17 protein-coding genes are annotated in these 17,605 nt (G+C 40.9%); all 17 read left to right on the top strand.

Features of this window, described 5'->3' with window-relative positions; genetic code table 11:
• Positions 1-145 precede the first annotated feature (145 nt).
• Entirely contained in the window at positions 146-1,024 is an 879-nt protein-coding gene (gene yabG, locus FNK51_RS11305) for a sporulation peptidase YabG (protein ID WP_098372656.1), read from the top strand.
• 313 nt (positions 1,025-1,337) lie between these two features.
• Positions 1,338-1,589 carry a biofilm formation stimulator Veg gene (veg, locus tag FNK51_RS11300; protein ID WP_034316343.1) on the top strand — a complete coding sequence of 84 codons (252 nt, stop codon included), beginning with the start codon at positions 1,338-1,340 and terminating at the stop codon, positions 1,587-1,589.
• Between the two features lie 150 nt (positions 1,590-1,739).
• Positions 1,740-1,916 carry a small, acid-soluble spore protein, alpha/beta type gene (locus FNK51_RS11295; protein ID WP_034316340.1) on the top strand — a complete coding sequence of 59 codons (177 nt, stop codon included), beginning with the start codon at positions 1,740-1,742 and terminating at the stop codon, positions 1,914-1,916.
• A 323-nt stretch (positions 1,917-2,239) separates the two neighbouring features.
• Complete coding sequence (gene ispE / locus FNK51_RS11290; RefSeq protein ID WP_098372657.1) at positions 2,240-3,109, top strand: 4-(cytidine 5'-diphospho)-2-C-methyl-D-erythritol kinase; 870 nt, start codon at positions 2,240-2,242, stop codon at positions 3,107-3,109.
• Positions 3,110-3,170: 61 nt separating this feature from the next.
• Complete coding sequence (gene purR / locus FNK51_RS11285; protein ID WP_098372658.1) at positions 3,171-3,995, top strand: pur operon repressor; 825 nt, start codon at positions 3,171-3,173, stop codon at positions 3,993-3,995.
• 13 nt (positions 3,996-4,008) lie between these two features.
• Positions 4,009-4,383, top strand: a complete 375-nt coding sequence (locus FNK51_RS11280; protein WP_053537019.1) for a RidA family protein — start codon at positions 4,009-4,011, stop codon at positions 4,381-4,383.
• A gap of 190 nt (positions 4,384-4,573) precedes the next feature.
• The gene (gene spoVG / locus FNK51_RS11275) at positions 4,574-4,870 is read left to right on the top strand and encodes a septation regulator SpoVG (RefSeq protein WP_034316332.1); all 297 of its coding nucleotides are present in this window, start codon (positions 4,574-4,576) and stop codon (positions 4,868-4,870) included.
• A 641-nt stretch (positions 4,871-5,511) separates the two neighbouring features.
• Positions 5,512-6,885: a bifunctional UDP-N-acetylglucosamine diphosphorylase/glucosamine-1-phosphate N-acetyltransferase GlmU gene (glmU, locus tag FNK51_RS11270; RefSeq protein WP_141993379.1), complete on the top strand. Its 1,374-nt coding sequence runs from the start codon at positions 5,512-5,514 to the stop codon at positions 6,883-6,885.
• Positions 6,886-6,900: 15 nt separating this feature from the next.
• Positions 6,901-7,854: a ribose-phosphate diphosphokinase gene (locus FNK51_RS11265; protein ID WP_057276495.1), complete on the top strand. Its 954-nt coding sequence runs from the start codon at positions 6,901-6,903 to the stop codon at positions 7,852-7,854.
• A gap of 311 nt (positions 7,855-8,165) precedes the next feature.
• The gene (locus tag FNK51_RS11260) at positions 8,166-9,146 is read left to right on the top strand and encodes a sulfonate ABC transporter substrate-binding protein (RefSeq protein WP_141993378.1); all 981 of its coding nucleotides are present in this window, start codon (positions 8,166-8,168) and stop codon (positions 9,144-9,146) included.
• A 13-nt stretch (positions 9,147-9,159) separates the two neighbouring features.
• Entirely contained in the window at positions 9,160-10,332 is a 1,173-nt protein-coding gene (ssuD, locus tag FNK51_RS11255) for an FMNH2-dependent alkanesulfonate monooxygenase (protein WP_141993377.1), read from the top strand.
• Positions 10,295-11,080 (top strand): aliphatic sulfonate ABC transporter permease SsuC, encoded by a 786-nt coding sequence (gene ssuC / locus FNK51_RS11250; RefSeq protein ID WP_098372661.1) that lies wholly within the window; start codon positions 10,295-10,297, stop codon positions 11,078-11,080. The genes ssuD and ssuC overlap by 38 nt, the downstream gene beginning before the upstream one ends.
• A 13-nt stretch (positions 11,081-11,093) precedes the next feature.
• Complete coding sequence (locus tag FNK51_RS11245; RefSeq protein WP_141993376.1) at positions 11,094-11,846, top strand: ATP-binding cassette domain-containing protein; 753 nt, start codon at positions 11,094-11,096, stop codon at positions 11,844-11,846.
• 161 nt (positions 11,847-12,007) lie between these two features.
• Positions 12,008-12,646: a 50S ribosomal protein L25/general stress protein Ctc gene (locus tag FNK51_RS11240; RefSeq protein ID WP_141993375.1), complete on the top strand. Its 639-nt coding sequence runs from the start codon at positions 12,008-12,010 to the stop codon at positions 12,644-12,646.
• Between the two features lie 259 nt (positions 12,647-12,905).
• Complete coding sequence (gene pth / locus FNK51_RS11235) at positions 12,906-13,466, top strand: aminoacyl-tRNA hydrolase (protein ID WP_098372664.1); 561 nt, start codon at positions 12,906-12,908, stop codon at positions 13,464-13,466.
• A gap of 104 nt (positions 13,467-13,570) precedes the next feature.
• Positions 13,571-13,801: an anti-sigma-F factor Fin gene (gene fin / locus FNK51_RS11230; protein WP_034316319.1), complete on the top strand. Its 231-nt coding sequence runs from the start codon at positions 13,571-13,573 to the stop codon at positions 13,799-13,801.
• Between the two features lie 162 nt (positions 13,802-13,963).
• Positions 13,964-17,500 (top strand): transcription-repair coupling factor, encoded by a 3,537-nt coding sequence (gene mfd, locus FNK51_RS11225; protein ID WP_141993374.1) that lies wholly within the window; start codon positions 13,964-13,966, stop codon positions 17,498-17,500.
• The last annotated feature ends 105 nt before the right edge of the window (positions 17,501-17,605 follow it).

Genomic DNA, 17,605 nt, shown 5'->3' with positions numbered 1-17,605 from the left:
TATTTTGAATTTGGCCAACCATGAGGGAACGTATCCGAAAGTGTAATTAATCCCCACTTTTCACCATTCAAGAATGGTTCGCATAACTTAAGAATGAAAATAAACTAGGGCGGGCTGAAAATAAGTCTTCTCATGGGGTGGGGCCATGAATATTCAAATAAACGATATTGTTGGTCGGGTTTCTTATAAATGCGACGTGGTGTTCCGGGTAATTGATATCCGTGATATTGACGGAAGGCGTCAAGCTGTTCTTTATGGGGAAGATATCCGACTGATTGCAGATGCACCTTTTCAAGATTTAATGATCATTAATGATAATGAAAGAAATGATCGACAAAGGTCGAATGAGGTACTTCAAGAACAATCTTACCGCTTATTAACACAAGATCTAGAGCTGCAACAACAAAAAAATGGCTATCAATCCAGTAATGGTTATCGGTACAGCGGTGAATATTTTCAGATACCAGGGAGAGTCCTCCATGTTGATGGGGATGCATCTTACTTAAGGAAATGCATGGATCTATATCAGAAATTCAGTATTCCGGTCAATGGCATCTATTGCAATGAAAAGGAAATGCCCCAAAGAATCGGGGGGCTGTTGGACCATTATCGGCCGGACATTCTTGTTGTCACCGGTCATGATGCCTATTCAAAATCAAAAGGGCCGATATCCGATATTAATGCCTACCGTCACTCAAAGGATTTTGTACAGACGGTTAGAGAAGCGCGAAGGAGGGTTTCTCATTTAGACCAACTGATTATATTTGCCGGGGCTTGTCAGTCGCATTTTGAATCGCTGATCCAAGCGGGGGCAAATTTTGCAAGTTCTCCTTCCCGTGTTAATATACATGCTCTTGATCCGGTATATATCGTCGGAAAGATAAGCTTTACGCCTTTTTCCGATCATATTCATGTATGGGATGTCCTTCGGAATACATTAACTGGAGAGAAGGGGTTGGGGGGAATTGAGACAAAAGGGGTGTTACGGACCGGGTTGCCTTTCAAGCCATTTCAGGAAGAATGAACGAGCTGCATTTTGAAAGAATGCAGCTTGCTTTTAGTGGGTAAGAATTCGGATATCGTCACAGAAAAACTGGTTTTTTGTTGAGTGATGATAGTAGGTAATGTTTTAATTACGAAAATTCGGCTTAATAGATAATGAAATAGTTCGTTTACATAATTTTTCATTTCCCAGGATATAATAAAATTGTTCGCGATTTTGCCGAATTTCAGATAAAAATATATTGACTACATTTTTAAGTGCTGATATAATTTATTATTTTGTTTGCGTATATTTGTAAATTGTGATATACTTAACTTAGTGAGGTGGACCGAAAATGCCAAAAACTCTAGCTGATATTAAAACTGCACTTGATTCAAACCTAGGTAAAAGATTGCTCTTAAAAGCAAACGGTGGAAGAAGAAAGACTGTAGAACGATTCGGAACTTTGGCGGAAACTTATCCGGCTGTTTTTGTAATTGAGCTCGACCAAGATGAAAATGCGTTTGAAAGAGTATCTTACAGCTATGCGGATGTTTTAACGGAAACCGTAGAACTAACATTTTTAAACAAACAACAAGAGATGTAACTTAGACGAGGCAGCGAACAACTTTGTTTGCTGCTTTTTGTTTTGTATAGAATACCTGTGAGCTCCAATAAAGGCTTAAAAAGGATGTAATGAAATAGCGTATGATGCAAACACTAGGCATGTGACGGCATGTGAAAGGGGTTGCTTCGCTTGAGCAGGAAAAAAGGGATTATGTCAAATGATCTTAAAGAGGAATTGGCTAAAGAACTTGGATTTTACGATGTTGTCCAGAAAGAAGGCTGGGGAGGAATCCGGGCCAGGGACGCAGGTAACATGGTAAAACTTGCTATCGAAAAAGCACAACGTCAATTGGTGAACAAAGAGTAAGATCAAACACTTAATTGAATCATGCCGTCATGTTGAAAGAAGCTGGACTCTTTATACAATGTATAGCTCCATTCATTTTTGCTTACATTGTAGTTAAGGAGTCTGGTTTTTTTATGTATCGGTGAATGCTATATGGATATGTAGCAAGTCTTTTGGGTTGCAGGAAGCAGCTGCTCTCCAATGTGCCTACATGTGTCTATTCTCCTCTAAGGGCCGATCTTAGCTTCATTACATTGAAATTACGATGAAAAAACCTTTAGAATATAAACAAATATGATAGAATAGGACAAGAACTTTTAAGAACGTTAAAGTAGGTGGACATATTGAAGCTTATGGAAAAAGCCCCGGCTAAAATTAATTTGGCTTTGGATGTGCTTTTCAAACGGCCTGATGGGTATCATGAGGTGGAAATGATCATGACGACAGTCGACCTTGCCGATAGAATTGAACTAAAGGAAATAAAGGGAAATCATATTCAAATTCTATCCCATAATCGATTTGTTCCGGATGATCATCGGAATTTAGCTTATCAAGCTGCATTTATTCTAAAGGAACGTTTTGGGATCAAAAAAGGTGTTTCCATAACTATAGAGAAAAATATACCTGTAGCCGCAGGACTTGCTGGTGGAAGCAGTGATGCCGCAGCTACCTTGAGAGGCTTAAATAGACTATGGAAGCTTGGTCTTTCCATGGATGAACTTGCGGAAATAGGAGCTGAAATTGGCTCTGATGTTTCATTTTGTGTATATGGAGGAACGGCATTGGCCAGGGGGCGCGGGGAAAAAATCACGCATCTTCCCGCACCGCCAAAATGCTGGGTCATTTTGGCCAAACCGACGATCGGCGTATCGACGGCAGATATATACAAAAGGCTCCAAACTTCAAAAATGGAGCATCCGGATGTACCTGGAATGATTTCGGCTATTATGGAAAACAATTATCACGATGTATGTGAAGGGTTGGGTAATGTTCTGGAACAAGTGACATTGCAGTTATACCCAGAGGTTGCGAACATTAAAGATCAAATGAAGACATTTGGAGCGGATTCGGTCTTGATGAGCGGAAGTGGTCCGACCGTTTTTGGTTTGGTGGAACATGATTCGCGCATGCAAAGAATTTATAATGGACTTCGCGGATTTTGTGATCAAGTCTATGCGGTCCGTTTACTGGGTGATCGAAACAATCTTGAATAGAAACGTACATTAGTGGTATAGTTGCTATATAATATTCGGAATTCACAAAGGGGGTGTCTCAATGAAATTTCGTCGCAGCGAGAGGCTAGTCGATATGACCAATTATTTATTAGAACATCCAGGGGAACTTGTTTCGCTGACTTATTTTGCTGAAAGATATAGTTCGGCAAAGTCTTCGATCAGTGAAGATTTGACAATCATCAAAGATACCTTCGAACAACGCGGGATAGGATCTTTAACAACCGTTCCAGGTGCGGCCGGTGGAGTGAAATATATTGTTTCCATCAAGGAAGAAGAAGCCAGTGCCTTCATTGACGGATTATGCGATACGATCGCTAGTCCAGAAAGGCTACTTCCTGGCGGTTATCTATATATGACAGACATATTAGGACATCCGCAAACCGTGAATAAGGTTGGAAGGATAATCGCTTCAATGTATGCCAAAAAAAACATCTCAGTCATCATGACAATGGCAACCAAAGGGATATCATTAGCATACGCCGTGGCAAATTATTTGAATGTTCCAGTTGTAATTGTAAGTAGGAATAATAAAGTAACGGAAGGTTCAACAGTGAGCATCAATTATGTTTCAGGCTCTTCAAAGAGGATTCAGACTATGGTACTCTCTAAGAGAAGCTTGGTTGAGGGTTCGAATGTATTAATTGTAGACGATTTCATGAAGGCTGGGGGTACCGTTAATGGTATGATCAGTCTATTGGATGAATTTAAGGCAACAGTTGCCGGAATAGCGGTGCTGGTCGAATCCGAACATACGGAAGAGTGCCTTGTCGAGGACTATGTTTCTTTAATCAAGTTGACGCAGGTGGTCGAAAGAGACAAGAAAATTAATGTAAGCCGTGGGAATTATTTTACGAAAAAGGAATAGGGGGAATCATTTAATGAAAACGATACATACTGATGAAGCACCGGCAGCGATCGGACCATATTCACAAGGCGTGATCGTGGATAAGTTATTTTTCAGTTCAGGACAGATCCCACTTACTGCTTCTGGTGAGATGGTGACTGGGGATGTAAAGGAACAAACACACCAGGTCTTTAAGAATCTCCAAGCCGTATTGAAAGAAGCTGGGGCTTCATTGGAAACTGTCATTAAGGCTACAGTATTCATTAAAAGTATGGATGATTTCGGTTCGATTAATGAAATATACGGAGAATATTTTTCTGCTCACAAACCTGCTCGCTCTTGTGTAGAGGTTGCTCGCCTTCCTAAAGATGCACTAGTGGAAATAGAAGTGGTAGCGCTCGTTAAATAAACGGGCGTTTTTTTTATTTTTTAGGAAATTCGTAATGGGTATTTTCCTGTAATATAAGGATGATTTTTAGTGTTTTTGAAAACTAGGCTGAATTTTCTAAAAAAATTACAGATAATAGAAGGAGTTCACGTTTTTTTGTTGAATATGTACTTTAAGTTTTAACAACAACAAAAAGGGATGGTGAGCTTAAATGGAAGTAACTGACGTAAGATTACGCCGTGTGAATACGGATGGTCGTATGAGAGCTATCGCATCAATTACACTGGATAATGAATTTGTGGTTCATGATATTCGTGTGATCGACGGAAACAATGGTTTATTTGTAGCAATGCCAAGTAAACGAACTCCAGATGGAGAATTCCGGGATATCGCTCATCCAATCAATTCCTCGACACGCGGGAAAATTCAAGAAGCTGTCTTGACAGAATATCATCGATTGGGAGAACTTGAAACTGAATTAGAGGAAGCTGGAGCAGGTGCTTCTTAAAATAACCTTACTTTTAAACTTTAAATTTATAATTTGTGCATCTAGAGCCTACTTCATAAGTAGTGCTCTTTTTTATTTATTCATAAACGGGTAAGTTTAGAACTTATTCGCTCATCATACGGAAATTCGCTTTAAGTATCTAAATTGTAAAATTAAGGGGATATCTTTAGAGTTTAAGTACCCATCCTTTTATTTTTTAAACCTTTTTGTCCATCCTGATATTGAAATTCCTGTAAGCGGGATTTGAGGATACCACTTACTCCATCCATCAAAAGAGCTGAAGATGAATTGAATCGTTAATCTGATTTCGGAATGGAAGTTAACAAAGGGTGCAGTACTTCCAGATGGCTTGTACATAGGTCTAACGCGATCATGGCGATGTTTTGGGATAATGGGGCTTGCTGGTGTTATGAAGGGGAGGAGACATGGTTTCTGTATTATGTCGTTAATGAAAATGACATCGACCATGATTTAAAATAATGCTAAAAGGTCCATTAATAACTTTAGTGAGGCTGTCGGAAATCGAACTTTTTTTAACTAATTGGTTGACAATTATATGTACTTTTAATTGTTACCTTGAAAAGAATCACTATTTGAGATAATATTTTTAGTGGATAAAAAGGTGAAAATGGAGGCCTGTTATGAGTAATCGCTATGCAATAATATTGGCCGCTGGGCAAGGTACTAGGATGAAATCTAAGCTTTATAAGGTTTTGCACCCTGTTTGCGGGAAACCAATGGTACAACATGTTATCGATCAAGTCAATCAACTTCAAATAGAAGATATTGTTACAGTCATCGGCCATGGAGCTGAAAAAGTACAAGAACAACTTGGTGATTCATGCAAGTATGCCTTACAAGAACAGCAATTAGGTACGGCACATGCTGTAATGCAAGCGGAAAGCGTTTTATCCGTAAAAAGTGGAACGACTCTTGTTATTTGCGGTGATACGCCTCTGATTAAAGCGGAAACGATGAAAGAGCTTATAGCATTGCATGAGCAAAGTCAGGCGAAAGCAACAATCTTAACAGCATATGCAGATAACCCTGCTGGTTATGGAAGGGTCCTTCGCGGTGAAGGCGGTCTTGTAGAAAAAATCGTCGAGCATAAGGATGCCACTGATGAAGAAAGATATGTTAAGGAAATAAATACCGGTACATATTGCTTCGATAACCAAGCATTATTTAGCGCGCTGAAAAAAGTTTCAAATGAAAATGTCCAGGGAGAATATTACTTACCGGATGTTATTGAAATCTTAAAAGAGGAAGGCGAAGTGGTGACGGCCTTCCAATCAAGTGATTTCGAGGAGACATTGGGTGTAAATGACCGAGTGGCTTTATCGCAGGCGGAGCAAATTTTGCGGAAACGCATCAATGAAACGCATATGAGGAATGGTGTAACGATCATCGATCCGCTAACTACGTTCATTGAAGCGGACGTACAAATCGGACAGGATACAGTCATTAATCCTGGGTCATTCATTAAAGGAAAAAGTATTATCGGGCAGGATTGCTTGATTGGCCCGAATACGGAAATCAGTAATTGTGAAATTGGTGATGGAACGGAAGTCCTCCAATCGGTTGTACACGAAAGCAGTATTGGAAGGTTTGTTAAAATCGGTCCATTCGCACATGTTAGACCTCAATCAGATATTAAGGATTCCGTTAAGATCGGTAATTTTGTCGAAATTAAAAAGACCGTTTTTGGCGAAGGAAGCAAGGCCTCTCACTTGAGTTATATTGGAGATGCAGAGGTTGGGGAGAATGTTAATATAGGCTGCGGATCTATTACCGTGAATTACGACGGGAAAAATAAACATTTGACGAAGATTGAAGACAATGTCTTCATAGGCTGCAATTCTAATCTGGTTGCACCTGTGACGGTAGGAGAAGGGGCATATGTAGCTGCTGGGTCAACCATCACGCAAGATGTACCGCAGGAAGCCCTATCCGTTGCCCGGGCTCGTCAAGTTAACAAAGAAGATTATGTCAAGAATTTGAAATTTAATAAATAACCGACGGAGGTCATCATGTCAAATCAGTATTTAGATCCTAATTTAAAAGTATTCTCTTTAAATTCAAACTTCGATTTAGCTCAGGAAATTGCTGCTGCAATCGGTGTTGAACTTGGAAAATGTAGCGTAACAAGTTTCAGTGACGGTGAAGTTCAGATTAATATTGAAGAAAGTATTCGTGGCTGTGACGTTTACGTAATCCAATCAACAAGCCAACCAGTCAATGAAAATTTAATGGAACTTTTAATTATGATCGATGCTCTTAAACGTGCTTCAGCTAAAACGATCAATATTGTAATGCCATATTACGGTTATGCCCGACAAGATCGTAAAGCGCGTGCGCGTGAACCGATTACAGCTAAACTTGTCGCAAATCTTTTAGAAACGGCTGGTGCCCACCGTGTTATCACTTTAGATCTTCACGCACCACAAATTCAAGGTTTCTTCGATATTCTGATCGATCACCTTGTTGCTGTTCCGATTTTAGCTGATTTCTTCAAGGAAAAAGATTTAAGTGATATCGTCATCGTTTCCCCAGATCATGGTGGTGTAACACGTGCCCGTAAAATGGCAGATCGCCTAAAAGCACCGATTGCCATTATCGATAAGCGCCGTCCAAGACCGAACGTGGCTGAAGTCATGAACATTATTGGTAATATTGAAGGGAAGACAGCAATACTGATTGATGACATCATCGATACTGCAGGCACTATTACACTAGCGGCCAATGCCCTTGTGGAGAATGGTGCTAAAGCAGTGTATGCTTGTTGTACACACCCAGTCCTTTCAGGTCCTGCCATCGAAAGGATTCAAAATTCAACGATCAAGGAATTGGTCGTGACTAACTCGATTGCCCTATCTGAAGATAAGAAAATCGATAAAATTACTGGACTTTCTGTAGCACCTTTGATTGCAGAGGCGATTATTCGTGTGCATGAGGAACAATCAGTCAGCACATTATTCGATTGATAACAAAATTAATCAAAACACGGCGGGCCTTCGGGCTCGCCGTATTTTTGTTTGAAATTTTCGAAAAACATTAAATTCTTAGTTGACAGATATGAATACTAATAATAAAATGGCTATACAAATTCAATTCATATTCATGGAATGAAAACCTGTACTAACGCAAGTGCATATTGGTTAACGCCGATCGGACTACCGAAGGCTCCTTTTCACTTACCATTGAACATTAGGCATCTTTTTGCCCTATTGTCCTATTGGTGAAGAAAAGGAGCCTTTTATTTTTATATAAATAGTTTAAGAAGGGTGTGCAGAATATGAAGAAAAAACGAAAGATATGGCTGCTGTCCATCTTCAGCATCATCATGCTGATAGTAAGTGCATGCGGGCAGGAAAAGAACAGTTCCACAAGTGCTGATGCAAAAGAATCGGATAAGACCATCCGAATCGGTTATCAAAAATTCGGGACATTAAATATTTTAAAATCAAAAGGGGAGCTGGAAACACATTTAAAGAAAGTGGGATATACAGTCGATTGGACTGAATTCCCTGCAGGACCTCAGCTGCTTGAAGCCTTGAATGTCGGCAGCATTGATTTTGGGCACACAGGGGAGGCACCGCCGATATTTGCACAAGCAGCCAATGCTCCGCTTGTCTATATTGCCAATCAGCCGGCAAACCCATCAGGAGAGGCTATAGTTGTACAAAAGGATTCACCCATTAAAAATGTGAAAGATTTAAAGGGAAAGAAGGTTGGCTTGAATAAAGGTTCCAATGTTCATTATTTATTGGTCAAAGCGTTAGAGGAAGCAGGTCTTACTCTTGATGACATTCAGCCCGTCTACTTGCCACCGGCTGATGCGAGGGCTGCTTTTGAAGGAAACCAAATCGATGCCTGGGTAATATGGGATCCATTTTTATCAGCGGCGGAATTGGAACTTGAAACGAAAACGATTCAGGATGGAGAAGGACTGGTGGCGAATCGGGAATTCTTTTTGGCAACTGATTCATTTGCCGAGAACGAAGAGGCTTTGAAGATTATCAAAGAAGAACTGATAAAAGTTGATAAATGGATTGAAGAAAACCCAAGGGACGTCGCTGAGTTTCTATCTCCGGAAATTGGAATGAGTGTGGAGGCATTGGAAAAAACATTAAATAGAAAAGAATATGGACTTGAGGAGATTTCCAATGGGGTTTTGGATGATCAACAAAAGATTGCCGATACGTTTTACAATCTTAAATTAATCCCAAGCAAGATTAATGTTCTGGATGCATCTGCAGATGTTAAAAAAAATTAAGGGGGAAATGAAAATGAAAGTATTTTGGTTTTTACCATCGCATGGGGAAAGTCGCTATTTAGGATCGACAAAGGGAGGGAGGGCAATCACGCTTCCTTATTTAAAACAAATAGCACAGGCGGTTGATCATTTGGGTTTTGAAGGGGCGTTGCTTCCGACGGGACGGTCTTGTGAGGATGCTTGGGTAGTTGGTTCTTCATTGATTTCCGCAACGGAAAGAATGAAATTTTTAGTTGCGATTCGTCCAGGTTTAATGTCGCCAACCTTAGCTGCCAGGATGGCTTCAAGCTTCGACCGGCTGTCGAATGGCCGTCTTTTGATCAATGTTGTAACTGGGGGGGACCCAGTCGAATTGGCAGGTGATGGCGTGTTTCTGAATCATAAGGAACGCTATGAGCAAACAAATGAATTTCTCGATATCTGGAGAAAGGAAATGTCTGGTGAGAGTGTGGACTATGAAGGGGAGCACCTAAAGGTTGAAGGTGGAAATATTCTGTTGTCACCTGTACAAAAACCGTACCCACCGCTCTATTTCGGAGGTTCATCCGATCCAGCCATCGATATATCGGGAAAGCATATTGATGTGTACTTGACTTGGGGTGAGCCGCCGGTGCAAGTGGCTGAAAAAATTGAAAAGGTACGTAAAAAAGCAGCAGAGTACGGACGTGAAGTCAGATTCGGCATTCGCATGCATGTCATTGTAAGGGAAACGGAAGAAGAAGCTTGGCAGGCAGCGGACGAACTCATTAAATATGTGGATGATGAAATGATTGAAAATTCACAAAATATTTTTGAACGATTTGATTCAGTGGGCCAAAAGCGGATGTCGCAACTCCATAACGGAAACAGGGATTCGCTTGAAATCAGCCCTAACCTTTGGGCAGGAGTAGGTCTAGTGCGCGGGGGAGCCGGTACGGCACTGGTAGGGAGTGCAGAAAATGTTGCTGCCAGAATGAAGGAATATGAAGAAATCGGAATAGAATCCTTTGTTTTATCTGGATACCCTCATCTTGAAGAAGCATACAGAGTTGCGGAATTATTATTCCCTTTACTCCCTGTTGAACGGCTGGAAAGTCCTGTTTCAAAAGCTACGAGCCCATTTGGGGAAATACTGGCAAATGACCACTACCCTACAAAAGGAAGTGAAAATGAAGATGCAGAAAAAATTAAACAAAAAGTTCAATAGGTTCCAACTCATATCTTGGCTTGTGCCCATTCTCCTTTTGGTAACTTGGCAGCTGCTGTCCTTGTGGGGGATTTTGTCGGATCGGATATTGCCTGCCCCGACTGAAGTGTTTCAAGCAGGTGTTGCTTTATTGGAGACAGGTGAACTCATAGATTATATCGGCATCAGTGCTCAGCGTGCCTTCATCGGCTTTTTAATAGGCGGGATCATTGGTTTTGTACTAGGTTTATTAAATGGATTATCATCCATTGCTGAAACCTTATTCGATACCTCGCTTCAGATGTTGCGTAACATTCCGCATTTAGCTTTAATACCGCTGGTGATTTTATGGTTTGGTATAGAAGAAGAAGCGAAAATTTTCCTTGTCGCTTTAGGGGTTCTTTTTCCTATCTATCTAAATACATTTCATGGAGTGAAATCGGTGGATAAGGGATTGATCGAAGCAGCGAGGGTTTATGGGTTAAGTGGTTTTTCTTTATTCTGGAATGTTATTCTCCCTGCCGCCTTTCCATCCATTTTGGTGGGTATCCGCTTCTCTCTTGGAATCATGTGGGTCACATTAATTGTCGCAGAAACAATATCCGCTAATTCCGGAATTGGATATATGGCTATGAATGCCCGGGAATTCATGAGGATGGATATTGTTGTTCTTAGTATTCTCTTATATGCATTATTGGGGAAAATATCGGACGTTGCGGCCAAAATAATCGAAAAAAGATGCTTAAAGTGGCATCCATCATACCAATGAGGAGGTCATTAATATGAAAAATGGAAATTCGTTGGAGTTGCAGGGTATAAGAAAGGATTTTGGGGAGTTTGAAGTATTAAAGGGGATGGACCTCACATTTAAAAAAGGGGAATTCGTAGCCATTGTCGGTAAGAGTGGATGTGGAAAGAGCACCTTGCTTCGTCTTGTGGCAGGACTGGAAAAGCCGACGGGCGGGCAGATACTGGTGAATGGAAAGCCATTGAAAGGATTAAATAAATCTTCACGTACGATGTTTCAGGATGGAAGGCTTTTTCCTTGGAAAAAAATCCTTGGAAATATTGGTATAGGCTTGAAAGGGGATTGGAAGCCAAATGCCATGGAATTACTGGAGCAAGTGGGCCTTGCAGATCGAGCAAGTGATTGGCCGTCCGTTTTATCCGGTGGGCAAAAGCAAAGGGTTGCATTAGCGAGGGCATTGGTGAACCAACCTGACATTCTCCTCTTGGATGAGCCGTTAGGGGCATTGGATGCTTTGACGAGAATTGGCATGCAAAGGCTCATTGAAGAACTATGGAGGAAAAGGGACTTTACTGCCTTGCTTGTTACACATGATGTTGAAGAAGCCGTAATGCTAGCCGACCGAGTCATATTAATCGAAGAAGGCAAAGTCGTCATGAATAAGGAAATCAATCTGCCTAGACCACGGAAAAAGGATAGTATTCAATATTCATCACTAGCAGCACAAATCCTTAACCGAGTGATGCAAGTTGAGGGAGAAATGGAAAAAAAGGCGGTTCACGCTTGAATTAGAGAAAAAAGATTTTGCGGCGAATACCTATGTTTACCATATGTTTATCCCCTTCTTGGTCCCTTCGGATTTTACCTTTCATGTTTAATGATTCGCCATTTAGGGAAATGTTAAATATAGAGAAACTTGCAATTCATATTCAGGAAGGCGGAGGATGTATGAGTAATATATTAGCTGCAAAAGAACGTACGGATTCAAAACACTCTAATTTAAGGAATTTGAGGGAAAACGGCGAGATCCCTGCGATAGTATATGGCAATAAAAATGACAGTACGTCCATTTCAGTCAATAATATCGAGCTTCAAAAGACAATCAAGGAAATAGGCCGTAATGGAATCATTTCTTTGGAATTGGAGGGTGCGAGTTATAAAGTCATGCTCTCTGACTATCAAAAGGATCCAATAAAGAACTCCATTTATCATGCAGACTTTTTAATTGTAGATATGTCCGCTCAATTACAAGCGCAAGTTCGCATTAACCTTGTCGGTGTTTGTAAAGGCGTGAAAGACGGTGGGGTCCTTCAGCAGTCACTTCATGAAGTCACGGTTACGGCTAAACCTAATGACATTCCTGACTCCATCGATGTTGACGTTACCGAACTTCAGGTAGGGGATACAATCTACATATCCGATATCCAAACGAATAAGCAAGTTACAATAGACAATGATGGTGAAGAAGTTGTTGCATCCGTTTTGGCTCCTCGTCAGGAAGAGGAAATCAGTACAGGTGAACAGCAGGATGGCGGTATCCCTGAAAATGAAGAAGGCAGGGAAACCAAGGCATCACCAGAGTCATGATGCCGGGATTAAACAAGTGAATCGTGATATAATAGGCGTAGCTCTTAACGAGTTACGTCTTTTCAATCTCTGGATGCATCAATTTAAACCGGACCATTTTTTGTAATGGATTCCTTTAATTAGGATTTTTCCTAATTAGTTCTCCTGTCGCTTGCAGGCCAGCTTGAAATTAGGGTACTATTTTTCTAAGGCCAAAGATCTTGGAAAAACTTCGTCCCAGCGTAACTCCCTAAATAACCGTAATGACGGAGTGTGAATCATGAAAATTATTGTAGGGTTAGGGAACCCAGGTAAACAGTATGAAAAAACCCGGCATAACGTCGGATTTGAAGTAATAGATGAGTTATCCAAAAGATGGTCGATTCCCCTTGATCAAGCAAAACATAAGGGAATATATGGTGCAGGAATGGTAAAGGGAGAAAAAGTTTTATTGCTTAAACCATTAACCTACATGAATTTGTCAGGAGAATCCATTTCGGCTGTCATGCATTTCTTTAAGGTGGATATCGCGGATGTGGTCATTATATATGATGACCTTGATTTGCCTCCAGGGAAGCTTCGCCTTCGTCAAAAAGGTAGTGCAGGAGGTCATAATGGGATAAAATCTTCAATTGCCCATTTGGGTACGCAAGAATTCAATCGAATCAGAATAGGCATTGGCCGCCCGATTGGCCGCATTCCGGTATCTGATTATGTATTGGGGCGTTTTTCGCCTGAAGAATGGGATCATGTCGGGGCAACGATCGAAAAAAGCGCAGCTTCTTGTGAAGCCTGGATGGAAAAGCCATTTATACAGGTCATGAACGAATATAACCAATAAGCAGAGAGTAGATATAAGTAAAGAATAATACTTCCTGTTTCGCTGAATAAAACCCCTCTACTTTTGTACATACTAACACTATTACTAAAATAGGGGGTTACCAAATGGCTCTCCATTATCGATGCCGACATTGCGGAACTAAGCTGGGCTCAATCGAGGCACACTCACTGAGTACGGAGCAGTTAGGTTTTAATCAACTTACCGATGAAGAGCGACAAGAGATGATCGTTTATGATTCTGAAGGGGATATGCATGTAAGGGCGATATGTGAAGATTGCCATGAATCGCTGCAAAGAAACCCTGATTTATATGAAAACGATTATATTATTCATTAGCGGGAGAGGGCTTTGGACAAAATCCAAAGCATTTTTCCGTTTGTCTGGAATACCAGGGCACATAAAATTGCCGTTAATAAAGAGGACGCTTGGTGAAATGGCCAAGTTCAAATAAAAGGTTTCAAATGGTTTTTCGCACGTTATAGAGAGGGGGGAAAGAAAATGAATGGATTGCAGAACTTGTTCTCCAAACAAGATGATGTTCATTCGTTAATAGCCGGCATCGATGAAGGACTTAAGGAGCAGATCGTCTCTGGTCTGACAGGTTCCTCGAGATCACTATTGCTGGCTTCCGTATATGAAAAGACGAATAGGCCTATTTTATTAGTTACCCATAATTTATTGCAAGCACAAAAATTCCATGAGGACTTATCCAGTTTCATTCCCGAGGAAGAATTATATATATATCCAGCCAATGAATTGATTGCGGCTGATTTGAGTGTTGCCAGCCCGGAATTAAGGGCCCAACGTGTAGAGGCATTGAACTTTTGGGCGGAGGGAAAGAAAGGGATTGTCATTGCGCCAATTCCTGGGGTGCGTCGTGTGCTTCCTCCAAAGGATATTTGGAAGAGGCATCAGCTTATCTTTAATTTAGGGGAAGACATCGAGCTTGAACCAACGCTTAATAAATTCATTGCCATGGGTTATAACCGGTCTGAAATGGTTGCTTCTCCAGGTGAATTCAGTATCAGGGGCGGTATAATCGATATTTATCCGATCACCGAACCTAATCCAATACGAATTGAATTATTCGATACCGAAATAGATTCAATAAGGACCTTTTCAAGCGAAGATCAGCGATCCATAGAGAAACTCAAGAAAGTGACGATTGGTCCCGTCAGTGAGGCTTTGCTAGAGACGGAGCATATCGAAAGAATCATAACAAGGCTCGAGAGCGGATTAAGTAAAAGCTTGAAGAAACTTAAAGACGAGAAAACCAAGGAACAGCTGGTTCAAACGATCAGTTATGAACTTGAACAGCTGAAAATGGGGAATATACCCGACAAAATCTTTAAATACTTAAGTTTAGCGTATGAAGATCCAGCTAGTTTAATAGATTATTTACCGGTAAATGGTTTGGTTTTCTTGGATGAAATCAGTAGAATCCAGGAAATCAATGATTCTTTGGAAAAAGAAGAGGCTGGGTGGTACACGGATCTTTTAAGTCAGGGACAAATTATCCATGACATCAAATTAGCCCATCCCATGCAGGAATTAATAATGAAATCCAGCAGGCCGTTTGTATACCTTTCATTGTTTTTACGGCATGTACCGCATACGAATCCTCAGAATATCCTGAATTTTGCCAGTAAACAAATGCAAAATTTCCATGGACAGATGAATGTATTCAAAGCTGAACTGGAACGTTGGAGAAAAGGGAAATATACAGTCGTCATACTTGGACAGGATGAAGAACGGGTAAAAAAGCTGCATTCGGTTTTAGCCGATTATGATATAGAGGCCGCAGAACTGTTTAATGCGGACAGCATTCTTCCAGGTAAAGTACAGATTTTACGCGGCAGTCTAAATAGTGGCTTTGAATTACCTATGCAAAAATTCAGTATCATTACGGAAACGGAATTGTTTAATAAGAAGTCAAAGAAATCAATACGGAGACAGAAACTATCGAATGCGGAGCGAATCAAGAGTTATTCCGAACTGAAGATCGGTGACTATGTCGTTCATGTTAACCACGGTATCGGTAAATACTTGGGCATTGAAACTCTTACGATAAATGGGGTCCATAAAGATTACCTGAATATTCGTTATCAAGCGGATGACAAATTGTATGTTCCTGTCGACCAAATTGATCTTGTCCAAAAATATGTCGGTTCTGAAGGAAAAGAACCGAAGCTTTATAAGCTAGGCGGAACGGAATGGAAACGTGTCAAAAGTAAGGTTCAATCATCCGTTGAGAACATTGCCGATGATTTAATCAAGTTATACGCAGAAAGGGAAGCGGCAAAGGGCTATGCCTTTTCACCTGATGGTGATATGCAGAGAGAATTCGAAACATCATTCGCTTATAACGAAACGGAAGATCAATTACGTTCCATAGTCGAAATCAAAAAGGATATGGAACGTGAACGGCCAATGGATCGTTTATTATGCGGCGATGTTGGATATGGGAAGACAGAGGTGGCGATCCGGGCCGCTTTTAAAGCCATAATGGATGGCAAGCAGGTAGCATTTCTTGTTCCGACCACAATCCTCGCCCAGCAGCATTATGAAACATTAAGGGAGCGTTTTCAGGATTATCCCATTTCGATTGGTCATATGAGCCGTTTCCGGACTAAAAAACAGCAAACGGAGACGATAAAAGGATTGAAGGCCGGCACGGTGGATATTGTGGTTGGCACACATAGGATTTTATCCAAAGATATCGTGTACCGCGATTTGGGATTGCTTATCATTGATGAAGAACAGCGCTTTGGCGTTACACATAAGGAAAAGATTAAACGGTTAAAAACTAATGTGGATGTACTGACTTTGACTGCGACGCCGATTCCGAGGACCCTTCATATGTCCATGTTGGGCGTGAGGGACCTGTCCGTAATCGAAACACCGCCTGAAAACAGGTTCCCGATCCAAACTTATGTCATGGAGTATAATGGCTCGTTGGTAACGGAAGCCATAGAACGGGAATTGGCCAGGGGGGGTCAGGTTTATTTCCTTTACAATCGGGTAGAGGATATAGCAAGAAAAGCAGAAGAAATTTCCATGCTGGTGCCCGATGCCCGTGTCACCTATGCTCATGGGCAAATGACAGAGCAAGAACTGGAGGCCGTCATGTTCGGCTTTTTAGAAGGCGAATATGATGTTTTGGTAAGTACAACCATTATAGAGACGGGTGTTGATATCCCGAATGTCAATACGCTTATAGTGAATGAAGCGGATAGAATGGGACTTTCACAGCTCTATCAGCTGCGTGGCCGTGTAGGGCGATCCAACCGTGTGGCATATGCATTCTTCACTTATAGGAAAGATAAAGTGTTGACGGAAGTGGCAGAAAAACGCCTTCAATCCATTAAGGAATTTACAGAATTGGGTTCAGGGTTCAAAATCGCAATGCGTGATTTATCCATCAGGGGAGCTGGAAACATTCTAGGGGCTCAACAACATGGCTTCATCGATTCAGTTGGTTTTGATCTGTATTCACAAATGTTGAAAGAAGCTGTAGATGCGAAACGTAATGACCAACCAGCCGAAGAAAAGAACACCCTGGAAATTGACGTTGAAGTGGATGCTTACATCCCTGATGCCTACATAATGGATGGACATCAGAAAATAGAAATGTATAAAAGGTTCAGAGGGATTGCTTCGCTTGAAGAAGTGGAAGAATTACAGGATGAAATGATCGATCGTTTCGGAGAATACCCAGAAGAAGTTTCCTATTTATTCATGATTGCCGAAATGAAGGTATATGCTGAAAAGGCCGGAATTGAAAGCATTAAACAATTAAAGCAGGAAATCAGCATTCTCCTTAGGGAAAAGGTCAGCAGCGATGTGGATGGACAAAAGGTGTTCGAGCTGGGATCGAAGTATGGCCGTATGGTTGGCTTTGGCATGGACGGCAATCGAATGAAGCTGGTCCTGCACATAAAAGGTGTAGAACAAAGCAAATGGCTTAATATCTTATTTGAGATGGCCAAGGGTTTACAGTATGTAAAAAAAGAGACGCAAGCCACTAAAAACTAAAATTGAATGATTGTCCTCTTGAGAAATTTTTTTAGGTACCATGGTAAAAAAATGCAACAAAAAGAAAAATTTTTTCAAAGTGCATAGAACTTACCATTAGAAAAA

Source organism: Bacillus sp. B4EP4a, from assembly GCF_006680105.1.
Taxonomy (GTDB): domain Bacteria; phylum Bacillota; class Bacilli; order Bacillales; family DSM-1321; genus Peribacillus; species Peribacillus simplex_E.
Note: the sequence above shows the minus strand (reverse complement) of the source record. Positions and strands in the feature narration are given on the sequence as shown.

Bases quoted from the DNA above. Each gene is read 5' to 3' on its own strand.
- yabG (WP_098372656.1), top strand. From the start codon at position 146: ATGAATATTCAAATAAACGATATTGTTGGTCGGGTTTCTTATAAATGC.
- FNK51_RS11280 (WP_053537019.1), top strand. From the start codon at position 4,009: ATGAAAACGATACATACTGATGAAGCACCGGCAGCGATCGGACCATAT.
- mfd (WP_141993374.1), top strand. From the start codon at position 13,964: ATGAATGGATTGCAGAACTTGTTCTCCAAACAAGATGATGTTCATTCG.
- FNK51_RS11265 (WP_057276495.1), top strand. From the start codon at position 6,901: ATGTCAAATCAGTATTTAGATCCTAATTTAAAAGTATTCTCTTTAAAT.
- fin (WP_034316319.1), top strand. From the start codon at position 13,571: ATGGCTCTCCATTATCGATGCCGACATTGCGGAACTAAGCTGGGCTCA.
- ssuD (WP_141993377.1), top strand. From the start codon at position 9,160: ATGAAAGTATTTTGGTTTTTACCATCGCATGGGGAAAGTCGCTATTTA.
- purR (WP_098372658.1), top strand. From the start codon at position 3,171: ATGAAATTTCGTCGCAGCGAGAGGCTAGTCGATATGACCAATTATTTA.
- glmU (WP_141993379.1), top strand. From the start codon at position 5,512: ATGAGTAATCGCTATGCAATAATATTGGCCGCTGGGCAAGGTACTAGG.
- ssuC (WP_098372661.1), top strand. From the start codon at position 10,295: ATGAAGATGCAGAAAAAATTAAACAAAAAGTTCAATAGGTTCCAACTC.
- pth (WP_098372664.1), top strand. From the start codon at position 12,906: ATGAAAATTATTGTAGGGTTAGGGAACCCAGGTAAACAGTATGAAAAA.
- FNK51_RS11260 (WP_141993378.1), top strand. From the start codon at position 8,166: ATGAAGAAAAAACGAAAGATATGGCTGCTGTCCATCTTCAGCATCATC.
- veg (WP_034316343.1), top strand. From the start codon at position 1,338: ATGCCAAAAACTCTAGCTGATATTAAAACTGCACTTGATTCAAACCTA.
- spoVG (WP_034316332.1), top strand. From the start codon at position 4,574: ATGGAAGTAACTGACGTAAGATTACGCCGTGTGAATACGGATGGTCGT.
- FNK51_RS11245 (WP_141993376.1), top strand. From the start codon at position 11,094: ATGAAAAATGGAAATTCGTTGGAGTTGCAGGGTATAAGAAAGGATTTT.
- FNK51_RS11240 (WP_141993375.1), top strand. From the start codon at position 12,008: ATGAGTAATATATTAGCTGCAAAAGAACGTACGGATTCAAAACACTCT.